We start from the raw sequence: 12,865 nt of genomic DNA, 5'->3' as shown, positions 1-12,865 counted from the left end.
GGCTCAACCGGGCTCCCTCATGGCGGAAATCAGTGCGCGGCAGGCTTGATGCCGTTGTATACCCAGGGCTCCCTCGGGACGTCAGCGGGATCGAATGCTGCCAGGGCTTTCTCCAGAGGCCCGGCCGGCAGTCCCAGCGATTCCAGTAACCGGTCGCGTACTGCAGCGGCAGAACATCCCGCCACCGACAGATCCCGCAATGTCACTGCACCGTCGCGCTTCGCCAGGCGGGCGCCGTCGGCATTCACCACCAGCGGAACATGCGCATATTCCGGAACTGGAATATTCAGGAGCGACGCGAGAAAGGCCTGCCGTGGCGTCGACGGCAGCAGGTCGTCGCCGCGGACCACCTGGTCGATACCCTGTTCGGCGTCGTCCACCACCACGGCAAGGTTGTAGGCGGTCACGCCGTCGTTGCGGCGGAGCACAAAGTCGTCCACCAGGCCTGTGTACGTGCCGTGGAGCAGGTCGTGCACGGTGTACCGGGATGTATCGGCGCGCAGCCGGACAGCGGCCGGCCGCGTGGAGCGCTTGAACTCCAGCTCGGCGGGGTCAAGGTTGCGGCAGGTCCCCGGATAGGCACCCTGCGGGGCGTGCGGGGCGGACGGTGCCTCCTGAATTTCGCGCCGGGTGCAGAAGCACTCGTAGGTCAGGCCGGCCGACTCCAGGCGCGCGATCGCCTGGGCGTAAAGGGAGCTCCGGGCAGTCTGTCGCACCACATCGCCATCCCAGGTGATGCCGATGGCCTCCAGGTCCCGCAGCTGCTCCGCTTCCGCGCCGGCGCGTGCCCGGTCCAGGTCCTCGACGCGGAGCAGGAACTTCCGGCCGGTGGAACGGGCAAAAAGCCAGGCGAGTACGGCTGTCCGGAGATTCCCCACGTGAAGTTCCCCGGAAGGGCTGGGGGCAAAGCGGCCTGCGGAGGTCATGGGTCAACCCTATTCGCCGCAACGATGGGCGCGACAACACAAGAGCCCCTCAGCTACCGGTGACTTCGGGAATCCGACGCCGGTAGCCCAGGGGCTCTTGCCGTGTTTGCAGAATGACTATGGTGTGAACAAGTGTCAATCAGCGGCGGCCTCCTTGCGGGAGGCGGTGTCCAGAACCCGGGTGGTGTGCCGGGAGCCTGTAAGCCGGTGGGGGTCAAGCGGTAGCTCTTGCCTTCATTGCCATCATTTGAGCAGATAACCTACAGTTGGAACAACAAGCAACGCGCCGCTTGGTCAATCTGGCCAATGTGTTAGGCCCGAACCGGCAGGAACTGATCAAATTGCAGGAACTGGACGCCACGGACAAGCGCATCCTGAAGGGCCTGGACGAAGACCCGCGCGTTCCCGTTATGGTGCTGGCCCAGCGGCTGGGCCTGGCCCGCGGAACCGTGCAGGCCAGGCTGGAACGGATGACGGCGTCCGGAGCGCTGCGCCCGAACAGCAGCAGGGTTCTTCCTGCCGCACTGGGCCGAGGAGTCGCTGCTTCGGTCAGCGCGGAACTGGACCAGAGCCACCTCAACGAGGCAATTGCCGCGCTCCGCAAAATCCCAGAGGTACTTGAGTGCCACGCGCCGGCCGGGGACACGGACCTGCTGATTCGCGTAGTGGCCGCCAGCCCAGACGACCTCTACCGCGTTTCGGAGGAAATCAGGTTGTGCCCGGGCATCGTACGGACTTCCACCAGCATGTTCCTCCGTGAGGTCATCCCCTACCGCACCACCGGTTTGCTCAACGATTGACAGCTAAACCGGGGGCCCCGCGTTGGACTTGAGGTTTTTCATGACCAGGGTGGACGTCAGCCGCTCAACCCCGGGCAGGGACGTCAGTTCGGCATCATAGAAGCGCTGGTAGGCAGGCAGATCCTCGGCGATGACCTTCAGCAGGTAGTCGGGCGACCCGAAGAGCCGCTGGGCCTCCACGATATTGGGATTGTCCGCGACACGGTTTTCGAAAACCTCCATGGTGGAACGGTCCACCTGCCGAAGGGTGACGAACACAATCGCCTCGAATCCCAAGCCAACAGCCGATGGATCAATGTCCGCCCGGTAGCCCCGAATCACGCCCGAACGTTCCAGATCCCGCAGCCGCCGATGGCAGGGAGCGACGGTCAAGCCAACCTTCCCGGCGAGCGCCGTGGCAGTCATCCTGCCGTCCTCTTGAAGGAGGCGCAAAATATTTCTGTCAACATGGTCAACCACGCAAGAATCTTACCGCTGGAGCAGCAGTTCGGGCGAAAAAGGACAGCACTTCCGGACGGAAAGTATCTAGGGTTTCTCCTGACACCCCACCTGGCAGGAGAAACGATGAATCCGGAGCTGTTCTTGGCTTTTGCGCTGGTGGCTGCAGCGTTGGCCTGCACGCCAGGGGTGGATTGGGCGTACTCCATCGCCGCAGGTCTGAGGCAGCGCAGCTTCGTGCCGGCGGTGGCAGGGCTGTGCGGCGGATATGTCATCCACACGGTCCTGCTGGTGGCCGGCCTTGCTGCCCTGCTCACGGGGATGCCCGGGGTCCTTGGCTGGATCACCCTTGCCGGCGCCGGCTACCTGCTGTGGCTCGGGGTGAGCACCCTTCGCTCCTGGCGCGGGGCCAGCTTTTCGGCCGGCACCGGCAGCGACGGACATACGCGGCTTCGCTCCTTCCTCCAGGGCATGGGAACCAGCGGCATCAACCCCAAGGGCCTGCTTTTCTATGTGGCCCTCGTTCCGCAGTTTGTCAGCGCAGAGGCGCCCCTGCCCGTCCCGGTCCAGTCGGGCCTGCTCGGCATGACGTTCGTACTGCTTGCGGGGCTCGTATACACCGCCGTCGCCCTGTTGTCCCGCACCCTGCTGCAAAGCCGGCCGGGTGCTGCCCGGACGGTGACCCTGGCCAGCGGTGTGATCATGGTGGTGCTGGCGGCGGTACTGCTCGGAGAACAGCTCCTGCCGCTCCTTGGCGGGGCCCTGGGTGACGGTGCCTAACTAGTCGTCGCTGAGCTGTTTCCAGTCCTGTTCCCAGATGCGGCGCATTTCCTCGTCTTTGCGGATGGGAACCGGTCCGGAGATTTCCCGCTGCGGCACCGGGTCCTCGCGCCGCCGCCCCCAGTCCCGGGGGTTGAGCGATCTCCGGCTGGAGTCAAGAAGCAGGAGCGCACGGTCCGTCAGGGCGTCGTTCCGCAGGGTCAGGTGCGTCTTCCGCCGCCGCAGGACCTCGGCCAGGGCCTGGTTCGCCGCCTCCAGCCGGCCCTCCCGCCGCAGCGCCCGCGCCCGCACGAGCAACAGGGCGGCAGAAAGATCGTCCGCGTTGAGCAGGCCATCGGTCCAGTCGATCACTGTGCGGCTCCGGCCGAGGGTCAGCGCCAGCGAACAGCGCGCCAAGGCCATGGGGAGCGACGGCGGCAGCCCGCTTAGGGCGTCCAACGCTGCCTCCGTGCGCCCCGTCTCCCGCAACGAATGTGCCAGTGCGAGGAACACCGACTCCTCGCTGAACAGGACGGGGATTTCCACCCGTTCGGCCAGTTCGATTTGGGTGACGATCCTGGTGAGGTAGGTGGAGGAATAACGGTTGGCTTCGTCTTCATTCCTGGTGGTAAGCCCGCGCTGGAGAAGTTCCGACGCTCGAAGGTAGCCGCCCTGCTTGTAGACCAGCAGTCCGGCCATGAGGTAGCAGAGCCCGGCCCATCCGGGATAAGCCCGTGCCAGGGTGATCAGCTGTTCGGGATGGCGGCTGGCGAAGACTGCCTCGTGTACGGCCTTGGCGGGCTTTGGCAGCATCCGTTTGAGCCGTGGGATTTCACCGTCCACTGACAGCAGGGCCGGGTGGCGTCCGCCGAGCACACCGGTGAGCAGGCCGCCCACTCCCCCGGCGAGCTCATGGACTGGCGTCCGCAGCTGGGGCTGGCCGAACGGTGTGAGGTCTCTGCTGTCCCAATAGATCGGTGGAGGGTCCCCGGGCATCATCTTTCCATGCTAGCCGCGACTTCCAGCAGTGCGGAGCGGTTGCTCCCGGGTGGCCCGTGGCCGGGCCGCGCGGCGGCCGGTACTTGTTCCGGCTGGGAATTTCCGCAAGGCTGGTAAGCACCCTTAGCAGTTCCGCCGTCAATAAGGAGAGCACAGTGCAAATCGACAAATCCCAGATCCTCGAGCTCCTTCGAAACCAGGGGGACCATGACAAGGCCGCCCAGGCCGACTCGGAGCTGCCGGACCAGGTGGACACGGACCAGCATGCCGGAATCCTGTCCAAGCTGGGCATCAACCCCGCAGATCTGCTGGGGAAACTCCCTGGCGGCCTCGGGGACAAGCTGGGAGGGCTGGGCCTCTAGCTCATGGCCGTTCCATAAACCATTCCGTGAAGGCCGATGCCCTGCCGGAGCCGTCCAGCTGGAGTACCCAGAGGTTGTCATAGGTAGGTCGGCCGCCGGAATAGGTGGTAACGCCCTGGATAAAAACGGTGTCGCCGTCCGCGCCCAGCAGCTCCCAGCTGAAGCTCCAGTCCCCGGGCTCATCGCGGGCGGCGAGCCACCCTTCAATGATTCTGTCCAGCCCCTGCCATGCCGCGGGGTCATGGGGCCGCGTCTCATACCTTGCGTCCGCGGTGAAGAGCGCACGGATGTCCTCGGGCCTGTTGCTGGTCCATGCGGTTTGGTACTTCTCCATCCAGGCGGACACCTGCTCCTGCGCCGAACGTTGCTCAGTCATGGTGCCGTTCTACGCCCTGCCGTTTGAGGCCGCAAGGGCTCAGCCGTTCGCGGCCGCGACCCACACACCGATCACCCAGGTGCTGGCCGCGAGGCATGCCAGGCCGAACTCGGCGAGCATGCCCAGCCCGGTGGCTTTGAGGGCTGCCCAGCTCGAAGTCGTCGCTGTACCGATGTTGCGGGTGCGGAGGAATTCGCTCAGCAGCAGGCCGGCCGCAAATCCGACGAAGAGCCCCACCACGGGAATAATGAACATGCCCACTACGCCCGTAACCAGGGCGGCCGCAATGCTTCTGCTGGGGATGGCGTGTTCCTTGAGCTTCCTGCCCGTGAGGACGGCGCCGGCGGCCATGCCCGCAACCACAAACAGCATGGCAATCGCGAACACCACCCACCCTGCGGTGCCGGCTCCGCCCCAGATGGCCCACGCCAACAGACTGGCGCCGATCAGGATGCTGCCCGGAAGCACCGGGATCACGGTGCCTGCCACGCCTACAAGAATTGCCAGGCCGCACAGGACGGTCACCACGGTTTCCGAGTTCATGGTCCCCAGTCTATGGTTCGGCCCGGATAACCCCCGACGGCGGTGCCACCCGCGCAGGGGAGGCACCGCCGTCGTAATTTCAGGAAAGCGGTGTGCTGCTACTTTGCTTCCACCGCTGCGGCAACGGCCGCGGTGACAGCCGGAGCAACCCGCGGGTCCAGCGGACTGGGCACAATGTAGTCGGCCGCGAGGTCCTCCGCCGCGAGGTCAGCGATGGCGTTGGCGGCGGCAAGCTTCATCGCGGGGGTGATCCGCCGGGCACCTGCGTCCAGGGCGCCGCGGAAGATGCCCGGGAAGGCCAGCACGTTGTTGATTTGGTTCGGGAAGTCACTGCGGCCGGTGGCCACCACGGCGGCATACTTCACTGCAACCTCAGGCAGGACCTCGGGGTCCGGGTTGGAAAGGGCGAACACGATGGCGTCCTGGTTCATCAGGGCCAGGTGTTCCTCGTCCAGTTTCGAGGAGGAGACACCGATAAAGACGTCGGCACCGGCCAGCGCCTCGGCAGGGCCGCCCGCCAGGGCGCGGGGGTTGCTGCGGCCGGCGATGGCGGCCTTTTTGCTGGCCTGGTCCGCAGCAAGGTCGGTACGGGCGCTGTTGATGATGCCGCGGGAGTCCAGCAGGACCACGTCGGTGATGCCGGCGGCGAGCAGGATTTCGGCGACGGCGATGCCGGCGGCACCGGCACCGGAAACCACCACGCGCAGGCTCTCCAGCTGGCGGCCGGTCACCTTTGCTGCGTTGGTCAGCGCTGCAAGGGCAACCACGGCGGTGCCGTGCTGGTCATCGTGCATAACGGGGCAGTCCAGGGCTTCAATAAGCTTTTCCTCAAGCTCGAAGCAGCGCGGAGCGGCGATGTCCTCGAGGTTGACGGCGCCGAAGCTGGGGCGCAGGCGCACCAAGGTTTCAACGATTTCATCCACGTCCGTGGTGTTGAGCACCAACGGAATGGAGTCAAGGTCGCCGAAGGTCTTGAACAGGGCCGACTTGCCCTCCATCACGGGCAGGGAGGCGCTGGCTCCGATGTTGCCCAGGCCCAGGACCGCAGTGCCGTCGCTGACCACGACCACCAGACGCTCGGCCCAGGTCAGGGTGCGGGCAAGCTCAGGCTGCTTGTGGATGGCGCGGCTGACTTCAGCCACGCCAGGGGTGTAGGCGATGGACAGGTCGCGCTTGTTGGACAGCGGCACCGTGCTGGCGATGGAGAGCTTGCCGCCCTGGTGGGCGTCGAAGATCTCGGCTTCGCTTAGTGCGGTGGCTGCGGAATTATCAGTGGCTGCGATTGCGTCAATGGACACGTCGTTGTCTCCTGGTGCTCGCCGTGGGCACACGGCACATGGGGCTCATACCCGAACAGGCACGAGTCGAAGGTGGTGCGGCGGAAAACCCTGGGGTGGCGGGTCCTTGGGAGCTTCGGTGGTGGCCCAGCCGCTCCGTTGTGGACCATGGTAGGCAGCGAAGTGGACGCCTGCTGCCCGTTTTGACAAACATGCAGCCTGCCAAAACGGTTTTCCACCGCCCGCCGTGATCCGCGTTACGGAAATAAGTGCGATTTATGCGCTTGATGGTCTAGACCGGTTACGCGCTTCGGTGAAGTGTGTAGCTGCCTTCGGTGGCTGGCGCGAGCCGTGCGCAGGCCTTTTTTAGGTCTTCCTCCGCCTCGAAGAGGGAAAGGCGGCGGTTGCGGACGGACTGGACCAGACCAGTGACGGTCAGCAGGAGCACCCGGGCAGCGGTTGCGTCTCCGGAGGCATTGGCTACCAGCTTTTCACTCAGCGCATCGATGTCGCGCAGGAGCGCGGTAGTGTCTCCGTCGGGAAGATAGATCCCGCGGCTCAGGCACTGCTCGACGGCGGGCTGCATAACGCGCATATGGAACATCTCCATCAGCAACCCGCCCAGCGCCCTGCCCCGGAAGCGCGACGCGGTGGTGCGCCCGGCAATCTGCAATTCCCCGAGCTGCTGGCGGTAGAGCGCGAGCATCAAGTGCGTGCTGGTGGGGAAGTAGCGGTACAGCGTCCCCAGGGGCACATCAGCCTTGGCTGCCACCTCGGGCAGCTCCACTGCGTCCAGGCCCTTCCTGGCATAGCCGCCGGCGGCCTCGAGGATACGCGCATAACGGAGCCGCTGGCGGGGAGCGGAGGGTATGGCGGCCATTGGCGGATGGTCTGGAAAGGTCTCAGGCATCTGTTTTCCGGGTTGTGTTCGACGGTGCTGCAGCCGGGAGCGTCTTCATCCCGGACCGCCTGCAAATCCGGTTCAACTATACGGCACCGCCATGTGGTGGAATTCGTCAGTTGGCTTAGTTCCGGCCCTTCCGCAGGCTCACCGGACGCCCTTGATCTTCACCACGAACACCGCACCCAGCAGGCCAATGACTGCTGCCGTGATGAACAACGTGAGGTACCCGCCGAAGTACGTCACAGCGAGGAACGCGAGCAGGGACGCGAACACCTGGGGAAGCGAGCTCGCCACGTTGATGATGCCCATATCCTTGCCCCGGTCCGCAGCCATGGGCAGGACCTGGGTCAGCAGCGCGAGGTCAACAGCAAGGTAGGCTCCGAACCCCACGCCCAGGATGGCGGCTCCAACAAGTGCGCCGGTCCAAACGGGGAAGAAGGCCAGTGTCAGCCCCGCCGCGGCGATGACTGCAGAGGACCCGATCACGAAAGGCTTCCGCCGGCCCACCCGGTCGCTCCACCGCCCCGCCACCACTGCGGAGATCATGACCATGAGCGCGTAAATGCCGGTCAGGGTCAGGACTCCCAGGGCCGGGTCCTCATGTTTGAGGACGTCCCGAAGGAAAAAGAGCAGGTACACAATGGTCAATTGGTTGCAGACGTTAACAAGGAAGCGGGTGAGCCAGGCCCAGGCGAAGTCCGGGTAGCGGACGGGGCTGATCCAGAAGCTCCGGACAAAGCTGACCCAGGCGAAAGGCGGGCGGTGGTCCAGCGGCAGCTGGGGATCGTTGGGGTGGAAGAGATAAGGCAGCACGGAGACCATCAGCGCCCCGGCGCACAATGCGTAGCCCACCATGTAGTTGCCGCTGACGACGGCGCCAAAAACTGCGCCGATCAGGATCCCCACCGTTTGGCCCATAGCGGCCAACCCACCCACTCCACCGCGCTGCAGCACCGGTACGCGGTCCGGGACTGCGGCAGTGATCGCCGCGTAGGCCGCGTTGGCCCCCAGCTGCACCAGGCACCAGAACAGCACCATAAGGGCAACGGTCGTGGCGCCCGAGAGCGCCAGGAGTGCAGCCGTAGCCAGGATTGCGCCGGCGAGCACCCAGGGAGACCGGCGGCCAAATCGGGAGGTTGTCCGGTCCGAGAAAGCGCCAAACAAAGGGTTGGCCACCAGGGACACTGCAGCGCCGCAACCCAACACGAGGGACAGGATCGCTTCCTTGCTGTCCTCGTCAATCCCGATGGCCTGCTGCCCAAGGAACACGTTGATGGGGCCAAAAAAGGCCGCGTTAATGCCCACGTTGACCAGGACAAGCCCGGTGACCCACCGGGCAGTGACGCGTCGTGTCGGTTCGGCGAGGGCTGCCGCCGGACCTTCCGGAACGGCTCCCCGGTCCAAGGGGGCGGGAGTATCGGACAGGCTCATGATTCGCTCCCCGGGCTACGGCTGATTGACGACGGAATCAGACTATCGTGGGCGTTACCGCGCCGCTGCGCCCACGGACAGCACGGGCACATATGGCGGCAGCCGAAACACCGAGGAGAGCTACATGAGCGCAGCGACCAGCCCTAACGAGGCGGCTCCCGCCGTCAACACTGCAGACCTCTACGACGAACGCGGCGACGATCTCGCCTCGGTGTCGCTGCAGTTCCAGTCCCTGGGTGGCCGTTCCCACTTCAGCGGAAAGGCACGGACCATCCGCTGCTTCCAGGACAACGCCCTGGTGAAGTCCACCTTGGCCACCCCGGGCAACGGCAGCGTGCTGGTGGTGGACGGTGGCGGTTCGCTGGCGACTGCCCTGATGGGGGACATGATTGCCGAAAGCGCCGTGGCGAACGGCTGGGCCGGCGTCGTCATCAATGGTGCGATCCGGGACCGCGAGGCTATCGGCCGGCTTGACCTGGGCGTGAAGGCACTGGGCAGCAACCCGCGCAAGAGCGCCAAGGCCGGCGCCGGCGAAGTCGACGTGGATGTGGAGATCGACGGCGTGACCATCCGTACCGGGGCAAGGATCTGGTGCGACCCGGACGGGATCCTCGTGGAGCGTTGAGCCGCATGCCAGGGAGGGGAAGGAAAGCGTACCGCCGCGGGGAATACGCCGGGGCGTGCGATAGTTACTGAAAGCAACTATCGTTTTTTCCCTTCCCTGGAGCATCCATGTCCACACCCACTGCCAACCGCGCCGCAGGAGAAACCCTGACGCAGCGCCAGATTGTCACCGTAATGGTGGGCCTGATGCTGGGCATGTTCCTGGCATCGCTGGACCAGACCATCGTCTCCACGTCCATTTACACCATCGCCAATGACCTTGGCGGGCTGTCGCTTCAGGCCTGGGCCACCACGGCCTACCTCATCACGTCCACGGTCAGCACACCGCTGTACGGCAAGCTGAGTGACATCTTCGGCCGCCGGCCGCTGTACCTGGCCGCCATCGTGATCTTCCTGGCGGGCAGCCTGTATGCCGGCTCGGTCCACTCCATGACCGAACTTGCCCTGGCCCGGGGTGTCCAGGGCCTGGGCGCGGGCGGTTTGCTGGCGCTGGCGCTGACCATCATCGGCGACATCGTGTCCCTCAAGGACCGGGCCAAGTACCAGGGCTACTTCATGTCCGTGTTCGGCGTCTCGTCGGTGCTGGGACCGGTAGTGGGCGGCGCGTTCGCAGGATCCGCCACCATCCTCGGCTTCGACGGCTGGCGCTGGGTGTTCCTCATCAACCTGCCCATTGGCCTGGCCGCGCTGGCTGTGGTGTTCCTGTTCCTGCACCTGCCGGCCAAGCACGTAAAGCAGAAGATCGACTATTGGGGCGCGGCAGCCATCACCCTGGCCATCGTGCCGCTGCTGCTGGTGGCGGAACAAGGCCGCAGCTGGGGCTGGGCATCCCTGAACTCCTTCCTTTGCTACGGGCTGGGAGCAGTAGGAATCGTCTGGTTCCTGCTCGCCGAAAAGCGCGCCGGGGACTACGCGCTGATCCCGCTCCGGCTCTTCCGGAACGCCACCTTCGGGCTGTCCTCGCTGCTGAACTTCATCATCGGCATCGGCATGTTCGGTGCCATCGCCATGCTCCCGATGTACCTGCAGCTGGTTAAGGGCCTTACTCCCACGGAAGCCGGCCTGATGATGATCACCTTCACCGTCGGCATCCTGAGCGGCTCCATCACGGCCGGCCGCACCATCTCCTCCTCCGGCACCTACCGGATCTTTCCGATTATGGGCACCGCGATCCTCACTGCCGCTGCCGTGGTGATGGGCCTGTCCCTGGGCGTGGACACCGGCTTGTGGGTTCCCGGACTGATCGCGGTGTTCTTCGGCATGGGCCTGGGCTTCTGCATGCAGCCGCTCACCCTGGCCATGCAGGTGTCCGTGCCGCGCCGGGACATGGGCGTTGGCACCTCTTCCGCCGCCTTCTTCCGCTCCATGGGAGGCGCGGTGGGCACGGCGGTGTTCATCTCCATGCTGTTCAGCCTGGCCGCCGGACGGATCGCGGACACCATGAAAACCGCCATGGGAAATGCCGACTACCAGGCCGTCCTTCAGGACCCCGCAGTGGCCGCGGACCCCGCCAACGCCAAGCTGTACGAGTTCTTCCGCAACGGGGCCTCCAATGATTCCCTCAACGACACCAGCTGGCTCCACACGGCAGACAGCACGCTGACCCGGCCCATTACGGAGGGTTTTGCCTACGCAATTGATGCCGTCATGCTCACCGCAGCCGTGCTCACCGGAATCGCGTTCCTGATCAGCTTCGCCCTCCCCAACAAGAAACTGACGGACCCCAAGGCGGCTCCGCAGGAGCAGGCCGTGGTGCACTGACCTTTCCGTCTCCCTCACCTGGGACGACGACGGCGGGCCCTTCCCGCCGTCGTCGTCCCTTTCTGTCCCCAGGGCAGCCGGGGGTCCGTCACCACCTCAATTGGAACAGTCCGCGGCCGCGTGGAACACTGTGAATCGCGTGTGCGTCGGCCAGGGGCCGGTTCCGCAGCCGACGACGTCCGCACCGCAGCCACCAAACCCCAGAACCAAGGGAGAACCATGCCCACTGCCCAGGAGCAGACAACCGCCCAGATACCGCGGCGGGTGATCTGGCTGGCGCTTGCAGGTGCGGTGGGCGGATTCCTGTTCGGCTTCGACTCGTCGGTGGTTAACGGCGCTGTTGATGCCATCAAGGACGAGTTCGCGCTGTCCGAAGCTGTGACGGGCTTTGCCGTGGCCATCGCCCTGCTGGGCTGTGCAGCCGGCGCGTACCTGGCGGGGAAAGTGGCCGACCGCTACGGCAGAATTCCCGCCATGAAGCTGGGCGCGCTGCTCTTCCTGGTCAGCGCGATCGGCACCGGCTTTGCCTTCAGTGTTTGGGACCTGATCTTTTGGCGCCTGGTGGGCGGGCTGGGGATTGGACTGGCCTCGGTGATTGCCCCCGCGTACATCTCCGAGATCTCCCCCCGCAAGGTCCGCGGCCGGCTCGCCTCCCTGCAGCAGCTTGCCATCACTACGGGCATCTTCGCCGCCCTGCTGTCCGACGCGCTCTTCGCCACCAGCGCCGGCGGCGCCGACCAGGCCTTCTGGCTGGGCATCGAGGCGTGGCGCTGGATGTTCCTGGCCGCCGCGCTGCCCGCAGTGGTCTACGGCTGGGTGGCCTACACCCTACCCGAATCGCCCCGGTTCCTGGTGTTCCTGGGCAAGGAAGATGAAGCGCGCAAAGTCTTTGATTCCATCGCTCCGTCGGAGGACACCGACCGGCACATCCGCGAGATCCGCGAAGCCATTGAAGAGGACAAGCTGGCCGGCCAGAAGGGTTCGCTGCGCGGCAGGACCTTCGGCCTGCAGGCGGTTGTGTGGGTGGGCATCATCCTGTCCGTCCTGCAGCAGTTCGTGGGCATCAACGTGATCTTTTACTACTCCACCACCTTGTGGAAGGCGGTGGGATTCCAGGAAAAGGACTCGCTCACCATCTCGGTGGCCACCTCCATCACCAATATCCTGGTTACCCTTGTGGCCATTGCGCTGGTGGACCGCATCGGCCGGCGCCCCATCCTGCTGACAGGCTCAGTGGGTATGGCCGTGTCCCTCGGCGCTATGGCCCTGGCGTTTTCCTCGGCGGTTGGTTCCGGGTCTGACATTTCCCTCCCCGGCGCCTGGGGCCCCGTGGCCCTGGTGGCAGCGAACGTTTTTGTGGTCAGCTTCGGGGCATCCTGGGGTCCGCTGGTGTGGGTCCTCCTTGGCGAAATCTTCCCGTCCCGGATCCGCGCCCGCGCCCTTGGCCTGGCTGCCGCCGCACAGTGGGTGGCCAACTTTGCGATCACGCTCAGCTTCCCGGTCATGGCCGCTGGTTCGTTGCCGCTGACGTACGCCATTTATGCGCTGTTCGCCGCGGCGTCGTTCTTCTTTGTGATGTTCAAGGTGCCGGAGACCAACGGCATGTCCCTGGAGCAGGCTGAGACGCTGTTTGTGGCGAAGGGCTCCAGGAAGGGCTAGCAACGC

14 protein-coding genes are annotated in these 12,865 nt (G+C 65.3%); 6 read left to right on the top strand and 8 right to left on the bottom strand.

Going from position 1 to position 12,865, the window contains the following annotated elements:
* Positions 1–29: 29 nt before the first annotated feature.
* A complete protein-coding gene (gene gluQRS / locus AC5RT4_RS13950) occupies positions 30–926 on the bottom strand; it encodes a tRNA glutamyl-Q(34) synthetase GluQRS (RefSeq protein WP_494106118.1) in 897 nt (298 codons plus the stop codon).
* Positions 927–1,267: 341 nt separating this feature from the next.
* Here gluQRS and AC5RT4_RS13945 point away from each other — a divergent pair, with 341 nt between their 5' ends.
* Positions 1,268–1,726 carry an Lrp/AsnC family transcriptional regulator gene (locus AC5RT4_RS13945; RefSeq protein ID WP_494106150.1) on the top strand — a complete coding sequence of 153 codons (459 nt, stop codon included), beginning with the start codon at positions 1,268–1,270 and terminating at the stop codon, positions 1,724–1,726.
* A 3-nt stretch (positions 1,727–1,729) separates the two neighbouring features.
* On the opposite strand, the gene AC5RT4_RS13940 is transcribed toward AC5RT4_RS13945, so the two are convergent.
* A complete protein-coding gene (locus AC5RT4_RS13940; protein WP_494106117.1) occupies positions 1,730–2,185 on the bottom strand; it encodes an Lrp/AsnC family transcriptional regulator in 456 nt (151 codons plus the stop codon).
* A 105-nt stretch (positions 2,186–2,290) separates the two neighbouring features.
* Here AC5RT4_RS13940 and AC5RT4_RS13935 point away from each other — a divergent pair, with 105 nt between their 5' ends.
* Positions 2,291–2,944 carry a LysE family translocator gene (locus AC5RT4_RS13935; protein WP_494106116.1) on the top strand — a complete coding sequence of 218 codons (654 nt, stop codon included), beginning with the start codon at positions 2,291–2,293 and terminating at the stop codon, positions 2,942–2,944.
* On the opposite strand, the gene AC5RT4_RS13930 is transcribed toward AC5RT4_RS13935, so the two are convergent.
* The gene (locus tag AC5RT4_RS13930; protein ID WP_494106115.1) at positions 2,945–3,922 is read right to left on the bottom strand and encodes a hypothetical protein; all 978 of its coding nucleotides are present in this window, start codon (positions 3,920–3,922) and stop codon (positions 2,945–2,947) included.
* Between the two features lie 155 nt (positions 3,923–4,077).
* On the opposite strand from AC5RT4_RS13930, the gene AC5RT4_RS13925 reads away from it, so the two are divergent.
* On the top strand, positions 4,078–4,284 hold the full coding sequence (locus AC5RT4_RS13925; protein ID WP_494042336.1) for a hypothetical protein: 207 nt from the start codon (positions 4,078–4,080) through the stop codon (positions 4,282–4,284).
* Between the two features lies 1 nt (position 4,285).
* Here the strand turns inward: AC5RT4_RS13925 and AC5RT4_RS13920 are convergent, their stop codons facing one another.
* The 5 genes from AC5RT4_RS13920 to AC5RT4_RS13900 all read right to left on the bottom strand — a co-directional run bounded on the left by AC5RT4_RS13920 (position 4,286) and on the right by AC5RT4_RS13900 (position 8,815).
* Positions 4,286–4,660, bottom strand: a complete 375-nt coding sequence (locus tag AC5RT4_RS13920; RefSeq protein ID WP_494042337.1) for a nuclear transport factor 2 family protein — start codon at positions 4,658–4,660, stop codon at positions 4,286–4,288.
* Positions 4,661–4,699: 39 nt separating this feature from the next.
* Positions 4,700–5,203: a DUF456 domain-containing protein gene (locus AC5RT4_RS13915; protein WP_494042338.1), complete on the bottom strand. Its 504-nt coding sequence runs from the start codon at positions 5,201–5,203 to the stop codon at positions 4,700–4,702.
* Positions 5,204–5,301: 98 nt separating this feature from the next.
* A complete protein-coding gene (locus AC5RT4_RS13910) occupies positions 5,302–6,501 on the bottom strand; it encodes an NAD(P)-dependent malic enzyme (protein WP_494106114.1) in 1,200 nt (399 codons plus the stop codon).
* A gap of 280 nt (positions 6,502–6,781) precedes the next feature.
* Complete coding sequence (locus AC5RT4_RS13905; protein ID WP_494042340.1) at positions 6,782–7,390, bottom strand: TetR/AcrR family transcriptional regulator; 609 nt, start codon at positions 7,388–7,390, stop codon at positions 6,782–6,784.
* Between the two features lie 138 nt (positions 7,391–7,528).
* Positions 7,529–8,815, bottom strand: a complete 1,287-nt coding sequence (locus tag AC5RT4_RS13900; RefSeq protein ID WP_494106113.1) for an MFS transporter — start codon at positions 8,813–8,815, stop codon at positions 7,529–7,531.
* A 124-nt stretch (positions 8,816–8,939) separates the two neighbouring features.
* Between AC5RT4_RS13900 and rraA the strand changes: the two genes are divergently transcribed.
* The 3 genes from rraA to AC5RT4_RS13885 all read left to right on the top strand — a co-directional run bounded on the left by rraA (position 8,940) and on the right by AC5RT4_RS13885 (position 12,859).
* On the top strand, positions 8,940–9,440 hold the full coding sequence (rraA, locus tag AC5RT4_RS13895; RefSeq protein ID WP_494042342.1) for a ribonuclease E activity regulator RraA: 501 nt from the start codon (positions 8,940–8,942) through the stop codon (positions 9,438–9,440).
* 107 nt (positions 9,441–9,547) lie between these two features.
* Positions 9,548–11,200, top strand: coding sequence for an MDR family MFS transporter (locus AC5RT4_RS13890; protein ID WP_494106112.1), 1,653 nt, complete (start codon positions 9,548–9,550; stop codon positions 11,198–11,200).
* 219 nt (positions 11,201–11,419) lie between these two features.
* A complete protein-coding gene (locus AC5RT4_RS13885) occupies positions 11,420–12,859 on the top strand; it encodes a sugar porter family MFS transporter (RefSeq protein WP_494106111.1) in 1,440 nt (479 codons plus the stop codon).
* The last annotated feature ends 6 nt before the right edge of the window (positions 12,860–12,865 follow it).

The organism is Arthrobacter sp. sptzw42 (assembly GCF_059089685.1).
This window is presented reverse-complemented; position numbering and strand designations above follow the sequence as displayed.

What these genes read in the sequence shown, in the direction of transcription:
- gluQRS (WP_494106118.1), bottom strand. Translation starts at nt 926, where the DNA reads ATGACCTCCGCAGGCCGCTTTGCCCCCAGCCCTTCCGGGGAACTTCAC.
- AC5RT4_RS13935 (WP_494106116.1), top strand. Translation starts at nt 2,291, where the DNA reads ATGAATCCGGAGCTGTTCTTGGCTTTTGCGCTGGTGGCTGCAGCGTTG.
- AC5RT4_RS13930 (WP_494106115.1), bottom strand. Translation starts at nt 3,922, where the DNA reads ATGATGCCCGGGGACCCTCCACCGATCTATTGGGACAGCAGAGACCTC.
- AC5RT4_RS13920 (WP_494042337.1), bottom strand. Translation starts at nt 4,660, where the DNA reads ATGACTGAGCAACGTTCGGCGCAGGAGCAGGTGTCCGCCTGGATGGAG.
- AC5RT4_RS13915 (WP_494042338.1), bottom strand. Translation starts at nt 5,203, where the DNA reads ATGAACTCGGAAACCGTGGTGACCGTCCTGTGCGGCCTGGCAATTCTT.
- AC5RT4_RS13905 (WP_494042340.1), bottom strand. Translation starts at nt 7,390, where the DNA reads ATGCCTGAGACCTTTCCAGACCATCCGCCAATGGCCGCCATACCCTCC.
- AC5RT4_RS13900 (WP_494106113.1), bottom strand. Translation starts at nt 8,815, where the DNA reads ATGAGCCTGTCCGATACTCCCGCCCCCTTGGACCGGGGAGCCGTTCCG.
- rraA (WP_494042342.1), top strand. Translation starts at nt 8,940, where the DNA reads ATGAGCGCAGCGACCAGCCCTAACGAGGCGGCTCCCGCCGTCAACACT.
- AC5RT4_RS13890 (WP_494106112.1), top strand. Translation starts at nt 9,548, where the DNA reads ATGTCCACACCCACTGCCAACCGCGCCGCAGGAGAAACCCTGACGCAG.
- AC5RT4_RS13885 (WP_494106111.1), top strand. Translation starts at nt 11,420, where the DNA reads ATGCCCACTGCCCAGGAGCAGACAACCGCCCAGATACCGCGGCGGGTG.